This is a genomic window from Trinickia sp. NRRL B-1857, assembly GCF_050470685.1.
In the GTDB taxonomy this organism is placed as follows: domain Bacteria; phylum Pseudomonadota; class Gammaproteobacteria; order Burkholderiales; family Burkholderiaceae; genus Trinickia.
The window spans coordinates 1-16,972 of sequence record NZ_JBFLUK010000014.1; the positions used below are offsets into that span (position 1 = coordinate 1).

At 61.8% G+C, this 16,972-nt stretch carries 15 protein-coding genes and 7 pseudogenes; 7 read left to right on the forward strand and 15 right to left on the reverse strand.

What is annotated here, in order from left to right:
- Positions 1 to 423 (forward strand): annotated as a pseudogene (locus tag AB1286_RS32625) (beta-propeller fold lactonase family protein); the annotation flags it as partial.
- Positions 424 to 495: 72 nt separating this feature from the next.
- Here the strand turns inward: AB1286_RS32625 and AB1286_RS32630 are convergent.
- From AB1286_RS32630 to AB1286_RS32690, 13 genes and pseudogenes are all read right to left on the reverse strand, one after another.
- A complete protein-coding gene (locus tag AB1286_RS32630) occupies positions 496 to 1,527 on the reverse strand; it encodes a hypothetical protein (protein WP_430366783.1) in 1,032 nt (343 codons plus the stop codon).
- Positions 1,448 to 2,166, reverse strand: a pseudogene (locus AB1286_RS32635) (hypothetical protein). Before AB1286_RS32635 ends, AB1286_RS32630 begins: the two are co-directional and overlap by 80 nt.
- Positions 2,111 to 2,851 (reverse strand): hypothetical protein, encoded by a 741-nt coding sequence (locus AB1286_RS32640; RefSeq protein ID WP_430367399.1) that lies wholly within the window; start codon positions 2,849 to 2,851, stop codon positions 2,111 to 2,113. The pseudogene AB1286_RS32635 and the gene AB1286_RS32640 overlap by 56 nt, the downstream one beginning before the upstream one ends.
- Positions 2,848 to 3,054, reverse strand: coding sequence for a hypothetical protein (locus tag AB1286_RS32645; protein WP_430367400.1), 207 nt, complete (start codon positions 3,052 to 3,054; stop codon positions 2,848 to 2,850). Before AB1286_RS32645 ends, AB1286_RS32640 begins: the two co-directional genes overlap by 4 nt.
- Positions 3,051 to 4,667: pseudogene (gene pgi, locus AB1286_RS32650) on the reverse strand (glucose-6-phosphate isomerase). The gene AB1286_RS32645 and the pseudogene pgi overlap by 4 nt, the downstream one beginning before the upstream one ends.
- Before the next feature lie 39 nt (positions 4,668 to 4,706).
- A pseudogene (locus AB1286_RS32655) lies at positions 4,707 to 5,648 on the reverse strand (ABC transporter substrate-binding protein).
- Positions 5,649 to 5,801: 153 nt separating this feature from the next.
- Positions 5,802 to 6,839 carry an ABC transporter permease subunit gene (locus tag AB1286_RS32660; RefSeq protein WP_430366779.1) on the reverse strand — a complete coding sequence of 346 codons (1,038 nt, stop codon included), beginning with the start codon at positions 6,837 to 6,839 and terminating at the stop codon, positions 5,802 to 5,804.
- A 62-nt stretch (positions 6,840 to 6,901) separates the two neighbouring features.
- Entirely contained in the window at positions 6,902 to 7,171 is a 270-nt protein-coding gene (locus AB1286_RS32665) for a hypothetical protein (RefSeq protein WP_430367406.1), read from the reverse strand.
- A gap of 39 nt (positions 7,172 to 7,210) precedes the next feature.
- Positions 7,211 to 7,342: pseudogene (locus tag AB1286_RS32670) on the reverse strand (hypothetical protein); the annotation flags it as partial.
- Positions 7,290 to 7,718 (reverse strand): ATP-binding cassette domain-containing protein, encoded by a 429-nt coding sequence (locus AB1286_RS32675; RefSeq protein ID WP_430367401.1) that lies wholly within the window; start codon positions 7,716 to 7,718, stop codon positions 7,290 to 7,292. The gene AB1286_RS32675 and the pseudogene AB1286_RS32670, both read right to left, overlap by 53 nt.
- On the reverse strand, positions 7,646 to 8,455 hold the full coding sequence (locus tag AB1286_RS32680) for an ATP-binding cassette domain-containing protein (protein ID WP_430367402.1): 810 nt from the start codon (positions 8,453 to 8,455) through the stop codon (positions 7,646 to 7,648). Before AB1286_RS32680 ends, AB1286_RS32675 begins: the two co-directional genes overlap by 73 nt.
- Positions 8,442 to 9,692, reverse strand: a complete 1,251-nt coding sequence (locus AB1286_RS32685) for an ROK family transcriptional regulator (protein ID WP_430366777.1) — start codon at positions 9,690 to 9,692, stop codon at positions 8,442 to 8,444. Before AB1286_RS32685 ends, AB1286_RS32680 begins: the two co-directional genes overlap by 14 nt.
- 394 nt (positions 9,693 to 10,086) lie before the next feature.
- A complete protein-coding gene (locus AB1286_RS32690) occupies positions 10,087 to 11,268 on the reverse strand; it encodes an MFS transporter (protein ID WP_430366776.1) in 1,182 nt (393 codons plus the stop codon).
- Positions 11,269 to 11,487: 219 nt separating this feature from the next.
- Here AB1286_RS32690 and AB1286_RS32695 point away from each other — a divergent pair, with 219 nt between their 5' ends.
- Positions 11,488 to 12,108, forward strand: a complete 621-nt coding sequence (locus AB1286_RS32695) for an FMN-dependent NADH-azoreductase (protein ID WP_430366775.1) — start codon at positions 11,488 to 11,490, stop codon at positions 12,106 to 12,108.
- 47 nt (positions 12,109 to 12,155) lie between these two features.
- On the opposite strand, the gene AB1286_RS32700 is transcribed toward AB1286_RS32695, so the two are convergent.
- Positions 12,156 to 12,860, reverse strand: a complete 705-nt coding sequence (locus AB1286_RS32700) for a TetR/AcrR family transcriptional regulator (RefSeq protein ID WP_430366774.1) — start codon at positions 12,858 to 12,860, stop codon at positions 12,156 to 12,158.
- A 23-nt stretch (positions 12,861 to 12,883) separates the two neighbouring features.
- Between AB1286_RS32700 and AB1286_RS32705 the strand changes: the two are divergent.
- The 5 genes and pseudogenes from AB1286_RS32705 to AB1286_RS32725 form a co-directional block, all read left to right on the forward strand.
- Positions 12,884 to 13,752: pseudogene (locus tag AB1286_RS32705) on the forward strand (alpha/beta fold hydrolase); the annotation flags it as partial.
- 97 nt (positions 13,753 to 13,849) lie between these two features.
- Positions 13,850 to 14,326 carry a carboxymuconolactone decarboxylase family protein gene (locus AB1286_RS32710; protein WP_430367407.1) on the forward strand — a complete coding sequence of 159 codons (477 nt, stop codon included), beginning with the start codon at positions 13,850 to 13,852 and terminating at the stop codon, positions 14,324 to 14,326.
- A gap of 100 nt (positions 14,327 to 14,426) precedes the next feature.
- A pseudogene (locus AB1286_RS32715) lies at positions 14,427 to 14,921 on the forward strand (LysR family transcriptional regulator); the annotation flags it as partial.
- A gap of 164 nt (positions 14,922 to 15,085) precedes the next feature.
- A complete protein-coding gene (locus AB1286_RS32720; protein WP_430367403.1) occupies positions 15,086 to 15,310 on the forward strand; it encodes a LysR substrate-binding domain-containing protein in 225 nt (74 codons plus the stop codon).
- Positions 15,311 to 15,372: 62 nt separating this feature from the next.
- A complete protein-coding gene (locus tag AB1286_RS32725) occupies positions 15,373 to 16,389 on the forward strand; it encodes an alpha/beta fold hydrolase (RefSeq protein ID WP_430367404.1) in 1,017 nt (338 codons plus the stop codon).
- 65 nt (positions 16,390 to 16,454) lie between these two features.
- On the opposite strand, the gene AB1286_RS32730 is transcribed toward AB1286_RS32725, so the two are convergent.
- Positions 16,455 to 16,972 (reverse strand): GGDEF domain-containing protein (locus AB1286_RS32730; protein WP_430367405.1); only part of this gene is annotated, 518 nt, incomplete at its 5' end.

The following is a 16,972-nucleotide window of genomic DNA, read 5'->3' on the forward strand; positions in this document are numbered from 1 at the left end:
GAAAGCTGCATGTGCTCGCGCTCCATGGGGCCGGCCAAACCGTCAAGCCGGTTCAGACAATCTCGATCTTGCCGCCCGACTTCTCGGGAGACAAGCCTGGGGTGCCGATTTGCACCTCACGCCGGACGGCCGTTTCCTCTATTACGTCGGAGCGCACGTCGAGCACGTTGGGCGTCTATCGTGTGAACAGGGTCACGGGCGGAGCTCGTCCGTCTCAATACGTATGTCACGGAGCAGCAGCCTCGCGGCTTCGGCATCGCGCCCTCCGGACGCTACTTGTTCGCCGTCGGTCAACGATCGGCGACGTTGAGCGCCTACCGCATCGATGCACACACGGGTGCGCTTGAGCGAATCGGCCAGTATCCGGTGGGCAAGGGGGCGAACTGGGTGGAGGTCGTGCAGTTCGATGGGGCGAGCGATTAGCGGCATGACCCGCCCCCGCGTTAGTACCGTACGTTAGGGTCCGTTCCAGCGAGGAACGGACAAGCGCAAAAATCAGCAGACCTCGAACCGATACGCTAACGTAACTGGGGCTTCAGGATCGAGCGTAACCGCCGTTGCCACACCTTGTGCGTTGATCGGATTCGCGGCAAGAGAGGCCTGGCAGCCCAACTCGAACGCACCGGCGATAGGCTCCACGCCGACGCACAGATTGCGGCCGTTCCATGGAGCATATCGGCGCCCACGGTTGCTGATCCACAACAGCAGCGACGGCAGCACAGCCGCGTCCCAGGTGAGCCGGTACGCTACGTCCGCCACCTCGTCGATCATCGTCACGCTACCGTCCATGCCGCAAAGTTGAAGGATTTCTTCCGTGTCGTCTGCGAGCGGGAGCCGATCGAAGGCCGCATGCCCGCCGGCCCCGAGCGGCACGTTATCGAGCCGTGAAAATTGCGCACCGGCACGTGCGCGCGAAACGCCCGGCTCCGGGCCGCCCGGATGGACCATGCCGAAAGCGAATGCGCCCGGATCGATGCGCAACGCGCCGGTCAACGACGGCAATGCGATGTTCGGATGCAGCCCCAGCGGGCGGGCGCTTGTGCGCCGCGCCTCGATATGCAATTCGAAATCGATCGCGGGCGCGGCAAGATCCGCTCGGATCACGCGAGTGAGTCGGGAAATCGCCGACGACGTAGGATAGTCGATGGCGATGCGGATCTCGCTGGCGCTTTGCGAGACGAGGGTCCACTCGCCGATCGCGCCATAGCCGTGGAGTAGATCGTCGCTGGCGTCCATTGCAGGATCGTACTGGGCAGCCGAAGTCGTCAGCGCTGCATGCCATGCCTCGTCGACCTGGTTTGCCCGATAAGGCACGCCGAACGGCACGCAGGGAAACTCGCTGCGCATGTGCGCAACCAATCCCTGCGCCCCGGCGGCCTCTGCATCGGCTAGCCATGGTACTTCGTAGAACGGCCGCACTAGACGGCCTGCATGTTTGAACTCGACATTACCGAGCATGCCGCCCGTCGCGTAAACGGCAAGCGAGCCGTGGTGCCATTCGAGGTGCCAGCGTTGGTTCAAGGTCATGGTTGGAAAAACGAGAGGGTAGCGAGCGCAGGGGGCCGTTGCGCTCGCTTCGGTCAATTTTCTTCTTCGATCCAGCATGTCTCATGGCGCGCGAGTAGCGCGCTCGCAGCGGCCGGCCCCCACGTTCCCGCGGCATAGGGTTTCGGCGCCGCATCGGGCAAGCGCCACGCATCGAGAATCGGCGCGACCCAGGCCAGGCCGCTTCCTGCTCGTCCCGTCGCACGAACAGCGCGAGCCGGCCGGCGATGGCGTCGAGCAGTAGGCGTTGATAGGCTTCCATCCGGTCTTGCTGGAAGAACTGATCGAATGCGAGATCGAGAAAACACCGCGCAGATTCATCCCCATCCCGGGCTGCTTCGCAAGCGCATGCAAACGAATCGATTCGTTCGGCTGCAAGCGGATCGTGAGCCGGTTCGCACCGGAACGCAGTGGCTGCTCACCCAAGGCAGAATGCGGTACGGGCCGGAAGTTCACGACGATCTCGGCCACACGGCCGGCGAGGCGTTTGCCTGTGCGCAGAAAGAACGGCACGCCGCCCATCGCCAGTTTTCCACTTCGACTTTCAGCGCCACGAAGGTTTCCGTCATGCTGCCCGGCGTACCCCACTCTCGGCGAGGTAGCCGCGTACGGGCGATCCATTGATGGCGCCCGCGTGATACTGTCCGCGTACGACGTTGCGGCGGATGTCGTCCCCGCTAAGCGGTTTGAGCGAGCGCAGCACGCGCAGCTTCTCTCCACGTACGGCATCGGCATCCATCGATTGCGGCGGCTCCATCGCGATGATCGAGAGCAATTGCAACAGATGGTTCTGCACCATGTCCCGCATCGTGCCCGTTTGGTCGTAGAAGCTTCCTCGGGTCTCGACGCCGAGCTGCTCGGCCACGGTGATTTGAATGCTTTCGACCCATTCTCTTCGCCACAGCGGCTCGAACAGCGAATTGCCGAAGCGCAGCGCGAACAGATTCTGCACCGCCTCTTTGCCGAGGTAGTGGTCGATTCGATAGATCTGGTCTTCCGCGAAGATTCGTCCGACGGCGTCGTTGATCTCGTTCGACGATGCCAAATCGTAGCCGAGCGGTTTCTCCAGAACGACGCGAGCGCCGCCGGTCAACCCGGCCGCGGCCAGGCCTTCGCAAATCGGCACGAATAACGATGGCGCGTCGCCAAGTAAAAGATGCGCGTGCCTTTCAGCGTGTCGCGCATCGCTTGTAACCGCCGCGAACGCGGCGGGTTGGCTGACGTCGATCTGTAGGTAATCGAGACGCGCAAGAAATGCTGCCCACTGCGTATCGCCGGAACGGATCGATGCGATGTGCGGCCTCACATGTTCTCTGCCCAACGCAGGTACCCGTCGCGATCGAACGGCGTGTGAGCAACCGCTAGGATGCGGCCCGACGGAGCAAGCGAACCGTCGCAATGCGCGGCATGGAGCGCCGGCAAGATCTTGCGCAGCGCGAGATCGCCGGTGCCGCCGAACAGGATGAACGTGAACGGACTGCCCGCGGCGAGATTGGCTCGTTTGCTCATGATTTCCGGGGGCTGTGCTCAGCGGGCACGGCGCGGCGCGCTTTGAACCGGTTGATCAGGTTGTTCGTCGAGCTGTCGTGCGTACCGACCGTACCCGGCGCAGCGATTTCGCGCTCGATCTCTACCGCGAGACGCTTGCCGAGCTCTACGCCCCATTGGTCGAACGAATTGATCTGCCAGAGCGCCCCTGCACGAATACCTTGTGTTCATAGAGCGCAATGAGCGCACCGAGCGTCGCAGGTTCGAGGCGATCGAGGCAGAGCGTGTTCGTCGGCCGGTTGCCCTCAAAGTGCCGATGGGGCGCGTCGGGCGAAGGCGAACCGTTCATCAACGCTTCCGTTTGCGCGAAGCAGTTCGCAAGCAGGATGGCGTGGTGCACGTCGAGCGAATGGTGCGGACGCATGCAGGCGATGAAATCAGCCGGAATCAGCGCGCTGCCCTGGTGCAGCAACTGGAAGAAAGCATGCTGGCCGTTCGTGCCCGGTTCGCCCCAGATCACGGGGCCCGTTGCGTAATCGACCCGTTCCCCGCTCAGCGTGACGGTTTTTCCATTGCTCTCCATGTCCAGCTGCTGGAGGTACGCCGGCAGCCGGTGAAGATAGCGATCGTAGGGTGCGACGAGGTGGCTCGCCGCGCCGAAGAAGTTCGTGTACCACACGCCGATCAGCGCGAGCAGCGCGGGCAGGTTGCCTTCGAGCGGCGCCGTGGCGAAGTGCCGATCCATCGCGTGGGCGCCCGCGAGTAGCGAGTCGAAGCCGTCGGCGCGCGATATACAGTGCGATCGGCAAACCGATGGCGGACCATAGCGAATAGCGGCCACCCACCCAATCCCAGAACGCAAACATGTTGGCGGTGTCGATGCCGAATGCGGAGACAGCGTCCGCGTTCGTCGAGACGGCGGCGAAATGCCGGCGACGGCCGATTCGGCGCGCCGCTCGCGAGGAGCCAAGCGCGGGCAGTGTGCGCGTTCTGGAGCGTTTCGCGCGTCGTGAAGGTCTTCGACGCGACGATGAAGAGCGTCGATGCGGGATCGACCGCGCGCAGCACCTCGTCGATGTCCGCACCGTCGACGTTCGAACGAAATGCATCCGCAAGCGCTCGTGACCAAACGGCCGCAACGCTTCGCAAACCATGCGCGGGCCGAGATCGGAGCCCCCGATCCCGATGTTGACGATGTCGGTGATGGTGCGCCCCGTATGGCCGCGCCAAGCACCGTCGCGGACTGCGTCGCTGAACCGGCGCATATGGGCAAGGACCGCGTGCACTTGAGGTACGACATCGACGCCGTCAACGAAAATCGACGTGCCGGCCGGCGCGCGCAGCGCCACGTGCAGAACCGGCCGCGCTTCGGTCGTGTTGATCCGCTCGCCCTTGAACATTGCCTCGCGCCGGGCTTCGACGCCCGCCTCGCGCGCGAGCGTCGTCAGCAGCGCGATGGTCTCATCGGTCATCAAGTTCTTCGAGAAATCGGCGAACACGCCCGCGGCTTCGAGCGAGAATCGGTCGGCGCGCGTCGGATCGGCGGCGAATAGTGCGCGGATCGACGTACTCGAAAGCGCGTCGCGATGGCGCGTGAGCGCCTGCCAGGCGGGAGACTGTGTGAGCTTCGACATCGTGGTTACTTGAGCGAGTGGATCAATGGAAAGGTCGCGTTAGCGCGGCGACGACCAGCCCTTATAGCTGCCGACGTTGTCGCGCGTCGAGCGTCGACGGCAGAAGAGTCGTGGCGCTTGCGGGCGGATGGCCGTTCATGATCCCGTAGCCTACTTCGACGGCCTTTTGCGCCATCGCCCACGGATCCTGGCTTGCCGACGCCTGCACGAGCGTATCGGTCTTCAATGCGGTCTCGATATCGGGCGCGCCGTCGACGGACGTGATAACGATGCCGCTGCGCTTGAGCTGCTTGCCGCGAGATCGCTGCCGACGGCTTGCGGGTCGTTGATCGCAAAGACGCCGTTGATCGCCGGGAAGCGCGTCAGATAGCCCTGCATCGCGTTCATGCCGCCTTCGCGCGAGGCCTTGCCGTCCTGATCGGATGACAGCAGCTTGATGCCGGGCGCCTTTGCAAGCACCGTTTTACAGCCGTTTACGCGATCGATCACAGCCGAGACTTGCGGACCGTTTTCGATGATGACATTGCCCTTGCCGTTCAGCTTTTGCACGAGATACTGGCAGGAGATTTCACCTGCCTGCACGTTGTTGGTCTGGACTGTCGCGTTCGCGCCGGCGGCAGCCACGTCCACTGCGACGACGGCGATGCCGGCAGCCTGTGCCTTCTTCACAGCGGGTTCGATCGCTTTGGGATCGGCCGCGTTGATCAGAATCATGTCCACGTGTGCCGAAATGAAGTTGTCGATCTGCGTGAACTGCTTGTTCAGGTCGTAATCGGCCGATACCGACGTCACCTTTGCGTTTGGATTGATCTGCTTGGCTTTCGCTTCGGCACCCTTCACGATCGTGACGAAGTAGGGGTTGCCAAGCGAGCCGACCGTGATGCCGATGGACTTGAGGGGCTTGTCGGCCGCGTGTGCGGCGGACGATACGACGCCCAATGCGAGGGCGATGGCGGTCAATGCGGCCTTGGACTTGAACATATCGATGTCTCCGTGATGGTCCGTGTTATCGAATCGACGGCGAATGGGCCGCGCCTCTTTGGGAGCACGGTGTCGAAGCGAATCGGGGTGAAGCAATGGGGCGAGTCGAGTCATACAGCGGTTATACGGCGAGCGAATCGCTCGCCGTATGACTCAGGTGCGTGCCGAGCCGCGCTGGCGATAGCGGTCGAGCGCGACGGCACCGATGATGACGAGGCCCTTGATGATGTATTGCCAGATGTCCGACACGCCGAGCAGCACGAGGCCGTTTGTCAGGACCGCGATGATCAATGCGCCGATCAACGTGCCGACGATGGAGCCGACGCCGCCGACGAAGCTGGTCCCGCCGAGGATCACCGCGGCGATCGCATCGAGTTCGTACGACTGGCCCATTTGCAATCCATTCGCCGCATACAGGCGCGCGGCCGACATCACTGCGCCGAGGCCGGCGAGCAGGCCCGAGACTGCGTAGACGAAAAGTTCGATCGCCCAGACCTTGATGCCGGCAAGGCGCGCGGCCTCGCGGTTGCCGCCGACCGAATAGACGCGCAGGCCGAGTACGGTACGACGCAACACGAACCAGGAGCAGGCCACGACGGCCAGTGCGATGATCACGAGCCAAGGAATGCCGAAGATCGCGCCGTTGCCGATAAAGGCAAACGGCAGTTGCGGATTGAAGACGGTCGTATCGTTGCCGAGCAAGCGCGCGACACCGCGCACGGCCGTCAACGCGCCGAGGGTGACGATGAACGGCGGCAGACGAAGTAGCGCGATCAGTCCGCCGTTCAGCGCGCCGAAAGCGAGGCCTACCGCAAGCGCGACGGGCACGCCGAGCCAGCCCCAATGGGGAATATTCGAGGCGAGCATCGCGGCGACGGCGGCGGCGGCAAGCACCGAGCCGACCGACAGGTCGATGCCGCCCGTCAGGATGACGAACGTCATGCCTGCGGCAAGCACGATGTTGATCGCGGCCTGCTGGGTAACGATCGATAAGTTCTGCAAACTGAAGAACGAATCGGTCATCAGGCCGAAGCCGATGCACAGTAGGATGAGGACGGGCAGCATGCCCGCGGTGCGCAGCAGCGATTGCAGGCGCTGACGATGATCGGCTGCGGCGTGCGCTTCTCGCTTCGTTACCGCGGGCTCGCCGGCGACGGCTGCGGTGGCTTGTTGTCGTGTCTGGTTCGACATGTCGTTCTCCTCAATATTCGCCTTGATCTGGCCTTGACGGTAGGGGCCGTGCATACGCAGCGTTACGCGGCCTCGCCGAGGGCGGGCCGCGAGCCCGTGGCCAATTCGATGATGGCTTCCTGGCTGATTGCTTTGCCTGAGCCGCCGCCTAGTTCTCCGGCGATCTCGCCCTCGCGCATGACGAGCACCCGGTCTGCCACGCCGATGATCTCGGGCAGCTCGCTCGAGATCACAATCACGCCGACGCCGGCCTTGGCAAGGTCGTTGACGATCCGGTAGATCTCGGATTTCGCGCCGATATCGACGCCGCGCGTGGGCTCGTCGAGGATCAAGATACGGGGCTCGGTTTCGAGCAATCGCGAAAGCAGAACCTTCTGCTGATTGCCGCCCGAAAGGGCGCCGACGTTGACGTTAGCGTGCGACACTCGAATCGACAGCGAACGGATCGCGCTACGCGCGCGCTGCGCACACCCGCGCGAGGTCGAGTACGCCGAGGCGTGCATCGCGATTGCAGACCGACACGTTGATGTTGTCGCGCACGCTCATGTCGAGAAAGAGCCCTTGACGCTTGCGATCCTCGGTGAGGTAGACGAGCCCGGCGTCGATCGCTTCGCGCGGCGAGTGCTGCGGCAGCACGCGGCCGTCGATCTCGATCTCGCCGCGGATACGGGGCTCGGCACCGAAGACGAGGCGAGCGAGTTCGGTGCGGCCTGCGCCGACGAGCCCGGCGATACCGAGCACTTCGCCCGCATGCAGATCGAAGCTACAGCCGCGCACGCGGCCGGCATCGGCCACGTCGCGCACGCTCAGTACGACGTTGCCCGGATCGTAGGGTGCGTGTTCCTTCTTGTAGAAGCCCGATAGATCGCGCCCGACCATCTCTTCACGAGCGAATCGGCGGAGAGCGCGTCGCGCATGAGCGTGCCCACATAGGCCCCGTCACGCAGCACCGATACGCGATCGGACAACTCGTAGATCTCCGCCATTCGGTGGCTGATGTAGATGATCGCGAGGCCTTCCGCGCGCAGTTGGCGAATCAAATGAAAGAGACGGTCCGTTTCACGCGACGAGAGCGGCGTGGTCGGCTCGTCCATTACGAGATCCGTGCCCGAGTATGGACGGCGCGCGCGATCTCGACGAGTTGTTGCTCGGCGATCGACAACGTGCCGACGATCGTTTCGGGGCCGAAGCTTGCGCCTAGGCGCTTGAGTACCTCTTCGGAGCCGCGTGCCATGCCGGCCCGATCGACGAGGCCGAAACGCTTCCCGCCACGGCGCAGCTCGCGGCCCGCGTAGATGTTCTCGGCGACGCCTCAGGTTCGGCGCGAGGCTCAGCTCTTGATAAATGACGGCGATGCCGAGCGCCTTCGCGTCCTGCGGGCCGTCGATCGTGACCGCGTTGCCGTCGACGACGATTTCCCCTCCCGCATCGGCTTGATAGGCGCCCGAGAGGATTTTCATGAGCGTGGACTTGCCCGCGCCGTTCTCGCCCATCAGCGAGTGGATCTCGCCGGCATGAACTTCGAGATGCACGTTATCTAGCGCGCGCACGCCGGGGAACGTCTTGTTGATGTTGCGCATCTGGAGCAACGGGTTGCTCATTTCAGTGCGGGACATGGTTGATCTCCTGCGCTTGAGAATCCGCGCCTTTCAGAATTCCGGCGCGCGGCGAGAAATTGAAGAACATCGGGAGCGATGCGGCGCCGATCGCACCGGCGTCGGGGCCGAACGAGCCCCGCATCAGTTCGGGGGTGCCGCGCGCTTCGGGTGCGCCGAGTACGAGCGCTGCATGCAGGCGCTTCATGAGGGTATCGATGAGCCCGGCGTCGATATCGGCGTCGACGACGACGACGGGGGCGTCGGTGACGCAAAGCATGGCGCGTACGGCGGGGGCGAGCGCGTCGATGCAATCGTCAATCCACGCATCGACGGCAGGCATGCCTCGGGCGACGCACGCTTCCAGCGCCGCCCGCGTATCCGCCACCTCGCCGCAATAGCGCAGATGGCGCGCGAGCGCGTTGAGCGAGGCGCGCGAGAGGAGAATGTCCCACGCGCCGGAAGGCTGCGGGGCGGATGGCAGGCGGCTCGGGGGTACCGGCATGACGGCGATGTCGCCGGCGTTGCTCTTGGCGCCGCGCAGGCAATCGCCGTCGATCGCGATGCCGCCGCCGATGGCCGGCCCCAGAAAGAGGTAGATGAAGTCGCTCGCTTGCCGGCCGCAGCCGTAGAAGAGCTCGGCAATCGCGGCGGCGTTGCCGTCGTTTTCGCTGAAGACGGGGAGCGGCGTAATGGACGCGAGTTCGCTGGCGAAATCGACGTCGTGCCAAGCATCGAACACATTCGGAGACAGGCCGAGCTCGCGCAGCCAACTGCCGAGGTTGAACGGCTGGGCTACGCCGATACCCGTAAGCCGTTCGCGCTCGACGGGCGAAAGACAGGCAAGCAAGGCACGGATGTCGTCGCCGACGAGTTCGAGGACTTTCGCGGGTGCCGGCAGCACCATGTCATGGCTGCGGCGCGCAAGCACTTCTCCCGCGAAATTGACAAGAACGCATTCGATCCCGCCGCGGTCGAGGCGTACGCCGATCCCGAACGCACCTTGCGGGGCCAATTGCAGCAACGAGGCAGGCTGTCCGCGCAGCCCTTGGACGCGGCGTCCCGTCGATTCGATGAGGCCCGCCTGCTCGAGTGCGGTGATGATGCTGCCGACCGATGTGCTCGTGAGATTCGCCGAACGTGCGAGGTCTGCCTTCGATGCGGGCTGCGTGCGGCGCAACGCTTGAAGCAGCAGACGCTCGTTGTAGCGGCGCAGGTTGGCCGAATTGCTGCCGCGGCCCACGATGGGATGCTTCACCTGTCTCCTCCGAGCGACGAGGAGCCCGCGTCGCGATTAATTAAATCAAGTGGATTTATTTAATCGCGAACGCTTCGGGGAAGAAATAAGGGTTTGTACCAGGGCCAGCCGCAGCGGCCGAATCAAGCTACGCGTCGTGGCGGACTCTCGCTTCTACGCGTCAATTCGCTGCTTGCCGAAGCAGCATTTTTGTCATGACCTACCCGCTTGTTCGAGCATAGAGAGGCGTACCGTGTTGCTATTCGATGAGGCAGCGTAGGGCAGGCGTGCCGTTTTTCGGTGGGCTATTTTGATGATCGATACCCGACGGGACGACCTTTGTACGCCTTGGCCGTCCCAACGTTGTCGTCGGGCGTGTCGAGCACTTCAATGGCCGATGTTCTCGTTCATGCAATCAGGCGGTCACGGCTCTCTTTTCGACGGCAGCCTCCGCGACCGATGCAATGCGATGGCTGGCAAGCTCCGAAAAGATCAAGGCCAGCAGAACGACGGAGCTGGCGAGATAGCCGAGGTTGTGGCTACCAATCACCGGGATAGCGCCAGCGCCAACCACGCCGGCAATCGAGACACCGATATAGGTGGCCGAAGTGTTCAAGCCGACCAAAACCGGGGCCATGGGCGGATTGAGTGAAACGAGACGGAACTGCTGCGGTACCAGCAAGCCCCAGGCACATGCACCCCATACGGCGATGGCGATGGACGCGCTCCATAGATGGATACTGGATACCGGCATCGTGACGATCACCGTCCCGACAACGAGCAGCATCGCGATAACGACCTTGCGCGAGCCGATCTTGTCGAGAATACGGCCGGTGAGCAGATTGGTAAGCGTTCCTGCGAGCCCCCAGAAAACAAGCAACATTCCAAGCACCGTTGCGTTCCCGCCGATGGCGCGATCGAACACAACTGAGAAGTAGTTGTAGATAACGAACGTTCCGATTTGCGCGAGTATGGTCGTTGCGAGCGTCAGACCGACACGGGCGTCCGTGAGCGGCGAGAGGCGCTTGCGTAGCGAGATGGCCGGCGGTAGCGGGACTTCGGGCAGAAGGGTCCAGATTCCGACGAAGCCGATCGCGCCAAGGCCAGCGACGAACGCCAGCGTCCAGCGCCAGTCGACCAAACCGCCGATGACCGCGCCAATGGGCGTACCCAGCGCAGTCGCGGTGGACAGCCCCGCGACGACAATGGAGAGCGCGAAACCTCGGCGCTCCGGCGGCACCAGTAACGTGCTCGTGCCGCTGGCCGTCGGTGAGAACATGGCGGCTCCGAAGCCTGCCAGTGCGCGGGTGGCAAGCGCAGCTGCGAGGCTAGGTGCGACGACCGTCCCGAGATTGGCCACCACGAAGATTCCCATTCCGGCGAGCAGCAAGCGCTTACGTGCGACGCCGGCCGCAAGCGCGGCAATCGTCGGTGCGAGCAACGCAAACGTAAGTGCGTACACCGTAATCATCTGCCCGACGGCGCCTATGCTCACATGAAACGAGCGAGCGAGCTGGGGCAGGATGCCGCCAAAAACGAAGCTGTCCGTCCCCAATGCAAACATGCCGAGGGCGAGGGTTAAGAGACGTCGGTCCATGGCGATTCCCCGGAAAAAGATGCCTAAATAAAAGTTGCGTGATGCAACTATATGAAGACGTCAGGAATCGCGGTATGGACAGAAATTGGCGAATACTTTATCGAAAACTGAGTAAGTTGCATGTTAAAACGTATGGTACAAATTCGCCATGGCAAAGGTTCGGGGAAATAGCGCCAGTAGCCTTACGTGATATCGAAATTTATTAGGAGAACTAAATTTATGAAACTGCTGTATGTGAAAGGGTCGCCCCGTGGCGATCGCTCTCGCAGTGCGCAAGTCGCGGCGCTCTTCATCGCAGCTTATCGTGCCAGGCATCCAAACGCGGAGATCGAAGAGCTGGACCTGTGGCAGGCTTCACTACCTGAGTTCGATGGCGATCGAGCCGCTGCCAAGATGAGCTTTTTCGGCGACCCGGAGATGAATGGCGCGCAGCGAACCGCTTGGGACGAGATCGCCAGGATTGCCAATCATTTTGCGTGCGCGGACGATTTCCTGTTCACGGTGCCCATGTGGAACAGCGGTATTCCGTATCGCCTGAAGCTCTACATCGACGTTATCACTCAGCCCGGGCTGTTGTTTGGGTTTGATCCGGCCACCGGCTACAACGGGTTGCTCAAAAACAAGCGTGCAACTGCCATCTACACGAGCGGTGTCTACGGTCCTGGCGTCGCGAAGCGTTTTGGCCGTGACTTTCATGCGGCCTATTTCGATGACTGGCTTCGATTCATTGGAATCGACGACATTGTCAGTGTTCGCTACCAGCCGAACATCTTGACTGCCGACGCGGCGGCCGGATTGGCAAGTGCTCAGCAGGCCGCGAAAGAGGCTGCGGAGCGCTGAGTTCCCAGGGCGCCGGAGCGGGGCGCGTGCGCAGTCATTGGGGGGTTCTAGGCGGTGTCGTCTTTCGCAAGATCCTGCAAAGTCTGGAGTGCTCGCTTATAGGGACCCGCATTGCCGTTTGCGGCCTGGAGAATCAAGGCGCCCTGGATGCGGGCTACCCAGTCCTCTGCGAAATATCGCGCACGCGATGCCGACAGACCGCTGTCGGCTGCCAATTTTTCGATTGCTTCAATCCAGTCCGAAAACGCCCCCTGCAAGCTCCCCCGGGCTTGGGGACCGATCGCACAAGTGGCCAATTGCCCGAGGACGCACGAGGTCCGGCCTCCTGCATACATATGGTCAAGCACCGCCACTATCTTGCGGATCCGAGCTTTCAGAGAACCCGAAGCACGCGCTGCATCGAGCAGCTCGCGATCGATCAAGATTTTTGCACGATTGAGTACGGCCTCGGCCATCTGCTCCTTGCCATCGGGGAAATGATGGTAAAGGCTGGATTTCCCCAGACCGGTTGCCCGCGACAGGTCCGCAATCGAAGCGCCGTCAAAACCTTGATCGCGAAACACCGTGAACAACCGTTCGACGATTTCGTCCTTCGACGTGGGGGTAGCCGACATGCCAAAGCTCCATAAAAACCGATCATTCGGTACAAACAACAGATTACGACATTGAAGCCGCCGAATCAATGCTTGACGGGTGCCGTGCTCGCTTGTATTGTACCGATCGTTCGGTTCAGAAATTGATGAGCCGGACATTTCCCAACTCAGGAGGTTTCAGCATGTCGACGTCTTCCCGCTATCGAACTGTTTCTGTCTCCGACTCGCGTTCCGGGGCGCCCCTCAACGTTTTCTATCGTGAGGCGGGTTCGCGCGACGCACCCGCTGTCTTGCTTCTGCACGGCTTTCCGACCTCGAGTCATCAATATCGCGGTTTGATTGACCGGCTCGCGGACAAGTACCGGGTAATCGCGCCGGATCTCCCGGGTTTTGGATTTTCCGATGCGCCGGAGGCGGCCAGGTTCGGTTACACGTTTGACCATCTGGCGCAAGTGATTGAGCGATTCACGGAAGCTGTCGGCCTGAGCCGATATGCCCTCTATGTGTTCGACTATGCGCCCCCGTGGGCTTCCGTCTGGCGGTATCGCGACCGGAACGGATCACCGCGTTGATTACCCAGAACGGTAACGCGTACGAAGAGGGCCTGAGTGACGGTTGGAACCCGATGCGAGCGTATTGGCAAGATCCCACCGAGGAAAATCGCAACAATTTGCGGGCCTTCTGAAGGCCGAGACGACGCAGTTCCAGTACACACATGGCGAGAGCGATGTGGCTTCGATTGCACCGAAAGCTACACGCTCGATCAGCATTTTCTTGAACGGACTGGCAACGACGATATCCAGCTGGATCTGTTCGGTGACTACAAGAGCAACGTGGCGGCTTATCCGCGTTTCCAGGAGTATTTCCGTACTCATCGTCCGCCGACGCTGGCCGTGTGGGGAAGAACGATCCGTTTTTCGTACCTCCCGGCGCCGAAGCATTTCGCCGTGACATCCCGGATGCGGAAATCCACTTTGTCGACGCAGGTCACTTCCCGCTCGAGACGCACCTCGACGAGATCGCGAGCACTATTCGTGCGTTTCTGGCCAAGACATTGGATAGGGCGCAGGGGCAAGCGCTATTCGGCGAGTTGAACGAGTCCTCTGTGTCGGAGCAAGGCGCAACCGCTTCTCGACGCGATGCGGGGTGTGTTCGGTTTCGTGCCGAACCTCGGCTATGCGCTTGCCGCGGAGCCCTCCGCGCTCGGCGCTTACCTTACGACACTTCAGGCGCTCCAGGCGACATCTCTGAGTCCAGTTGCGCAGCAGGTCGCGCTGGCCGCTGCGAGTCATGCCAACGCGGCCGAATATGGTATCGCGGTTCATGCGACGCTTGCGCGCAAGCTCGGCGCACCAGCGGATGTCGTCGAAGCCCTGCGAGTTGGAGGCCCGCTTGTCGATGCTCAACTCGAAGCAGTGCGCAAGTTTGCGACCGCGGTTGCAACGAAGCGGACCCAAGTGTCGGACAGCGATGTGAACGCACTGACTGCCGAGGGTTTCGATCGCCGGGCGGTGGTGGCGATCGTGCTGGCTGTTGCGAGCAAGACGTTTGCCAATACGCTGGCTCATCTCGCACGACCTGAGATCGACTCGGCGTTCTTGCCGGTATCCGCCTCCGCGGCCTGAGGTTGGACGGCCTTTGCCGACGGGTGACTCGGTCATTCCTGTCGGACACGGTCTCCTCAAAAATACGGACACTGACGTGGACCGACTCGAAGCCATGGCAATGCTGATCGCGGCCGTCGACAAAGGTAGTTTGTCGGCCGCCGCGCGGGATCTGAACGTGCCCGTCCCTACGCTCACGCGCAAGGTCGGCGACCTGGAGGCGCAACTGGGAACGAAATTGCTCACGCGGACAACGCGCAAATTGACGTTAACCGACACGGGTTTCGCCTATGTGGCGGCTGCACGGCGTATTCTCGACCTCGTCCAAGAGCAGGAGCGCGAAGCCGCGGGGGAGTTTACTGCGCCGCGGGGCGATCTGGTTGTCGCGTCCTCAAATTTGTTCGGGCGCACGCACGTGCTGCCTTTAATCGCTGATTTCATCGCGCTGTTTCCTGAAATCAATGTGAAGCTGATGCAATCCGATCGGAACGTCGACCTGGTCGATGACCGCGTCGATCTGGCGGTGCGGCTCGGCGCGTTGCCTGACAGCGGCATGATTGCGACGCGCGTGGGATCGTTTCGCGTCGTAGTCTGCGCAAGCCCTGCCTTTATTGCCGGGCACCGCGTACCGCAACATCCATCGGAGCTGCTCAAGATGCCGTGTGTGATGTTTAACGGCCCGATGCTATCCCCGGAGTGGAGTTTCAAGGCGCCGGCAACCGCGAACGCCTGGTCGTTCCCGTTACACCTCGTCTTCAGGTGTCAACGCCGGATTCCGCGGTGGACGCTGCGACGCGTGGCGTCGGGTTCACGCAGCTCCTGCATTACCACGTCGCTCACGAGGTCGACGAGGGCAGGTTGCAGATCGTCTTGCCGGAATTCGAAGTCGAGCGGGTGCCGATTCATCTCGTTCATGTTTCTCGCAACCTGATGCCGCTCAAATTGCGGTGCTTTATCGATTTCGTCGCGCCGCGTCTGCGAGAGTCGTTAGCTCGTTTTCAATGAGCATCTCGTCACGGAAATTTGCTGATCCCCCACGCAGTCAATAAAGTACGTAAGGAACGAAAATGAAATACGGTCGTATGCCGGTGCGCAGGTGTGCCTCTACCTTGCCGCTTGGCGAGGCGAAACGAAAGCGTGCAATCGCAGCCGTCATTGTCGCGCTGAGCGCTCTGATCGGTGCGGGGGAGGCAAGCGCGGCGCCAGTTCAATCGACCTCGGAAACCACCACGTATCACATGGCGAAGGTGGATGGAGTAGGCGTGTTCTATCGTGAAGCAGGACCGAAGGATGCGCCGACGATCGTTTTGCTGCATGGCTACCCTGCCTCGTCGCGTCAGTACGCATCGCTCATACCGTTGCTGGCGACGCGATATCACGTGATTGCACCCGACTATCCTGGTTTCGGCGAAAGCGATGCGCCGCCGCCGTCGCAATACGCCTATACATTCGATCAGTTGGCGCAGACGATCGCCGCCTTGCTCGACCAGTTGAAGCTCGACCGGTATGCCCTATATCTTCAGGATTACGGTGGTCCAGTCGGCTTTCGCATCATGGAGGCGCATCCGGAGCGGATCCGCGCGCTGGTGATCCAAAACGCCAACGCATATAAGGACGGATTGGGCAAGAACTGGCCGACCATTGCTCGCTATTGGGCTGATCCGGCGGCGCATCCGGAAGTGATCGACTATTTCATGTCGCTCGAACTGACGAAGCAACGGCATATCGTCAACAGTCCGAATCCGGAGCGCTACGATCCTCAGCCTGGCTTGACGAATATGCGTTCCTGTCGAAAACCGGGCGAGAGGGAAATCCAGGCCAGGCTGCTGTACGACTATCGAACAAACATTGCATCGTATCCGCGATGGCAAGAGTGGATGCGGCTACACCAGCCGCCCACCCTTGTTTTGTGGGGGCGTTATGACCCATCGTTCATTACACTGGGAGCACTCGCGTACCACCGCGATTTGCCTAACGCGGAAGTGGACGTTCTAGACGCAGGACACTTCGCCACGGAAGAGAAGGTCGACGAGATCGCATCGGACACCCTCGCATTTCTCGCGCGGGTGAAAACTGATCGCTGACAAGATGTTGCCCCAGCGGTTAATTCACTGAGTTCGCGTTACGTTTCTCGGCGTGAGCCACCGTTTCACGAAACGTCGCGAGAAGGCTCTAGACGTTCGCGGCGATATTGCGTGGCATCGCCGCTCTCTTGGAAGTCGACGTGTTGAATCAGCCGATTGCCGCCCAGCGACTTGGCGCGATATAAGGCTTGGTCGGCGGCCGAGAGCAGATCGGAAAGGGAGGATGCCTCGGGCCCCGGCACCGCTAGGCCGATGCTGACCGTGGCATGAAAGCGGTCACCGTCGGCACTATGCGATATCGCGGCAAACCTGTTTGCAACGGTCTCGGCGACCAATTTCGCGCTGTAGCTGTCGTAGCCGGGCAGCAGGGCCGCGAATTCCTCGCCGCCGATGCGCGCGAGAATCGCATTCGTATTGGTGGCGGCTCGAACCGTATCCGCAAATGACTTCAACACTTCGTCGCCGGCTTTGTGACCGTAACGATCGTTGATTTTCTTGAAGCGATCGAGGTCGAACGCCAGCAAAGCGGCCGGGCGACAATCTATCGCGCAGTCGTTGATAATCCGCTCTCCCTCTTCGAAGA

What these genes read in the sequence shown, in the direction of transcription:
- AB1286_RS32630 (WP_430366783.1), bottom strand. Translation starts at nt 1,527, where the DNA reads ATGACCTTGAACCAACGCTGGCACCTCGAATGGCACCACGGCTCGCTT.
- AB1286_RS32725 (WP_430367404.1), top strand. Translation starts at nt 15,373, where the DNA reads ATGAAATACGGTCGTATGCCGGTGCGCAGGTGTGCCTCTACCTTGCCG.
- AB1286_RS32645 (WP_430367400.1), bottom strand. Translation starts at nt 3,054, where the DNA reads ATGAGCAAACGAGCCAATCTCGCCGCGGGCAGTCCGTTCACGTTCATC.
- AB1286_RS32700 (WP_430366774.1), bottom strand. Translation starts at nt 12,860, where the DNA reads ATGTCCGGCTCATCAATTTCTGAACCGAACGATCGGTACAATACAAGC.
- AB1286_RS32660 (WP_430366779.1), bottom strand. Translation starts at nt 6,839, where the DNA reads ATGTCGAACCAGACACGACAACAAGCCACCGCAGCCGTCGCCGGCGAG.
- AB1286_RS32695 (WP_430366775.1), top strand. Translation starts at nt 11,488, where the DNA reads ATGAAACTGCTGTATGTGAAAGGGTCGCCCCGTGGCGATCGCTCTCGC.
- AB1286_RS32680 (WP_430367402.1), bottom strand. Translation starts at nt 8,455, where the DNA reads ATGTCCCGCACTGAAATGAGCAACCCGTTGCTCCAGATGCGCAACATC.
- AB1286_RS32690 (WP_430366776.1), bottom strand. Translation starts at nt 11,268, where the DNA reads ATGGACCGACGTCTCTTAACCCTCGCCCTCGGCATGTTTGCATTGGGG.
- AB1286_RS32675 (WP_430367401.1), bottom strand. Translation starts at nt 7,718, where the DNA reads ATGGTCGGGCGCGATCTATCGGGCTTCTACAAGAAGGAACACGCACCC.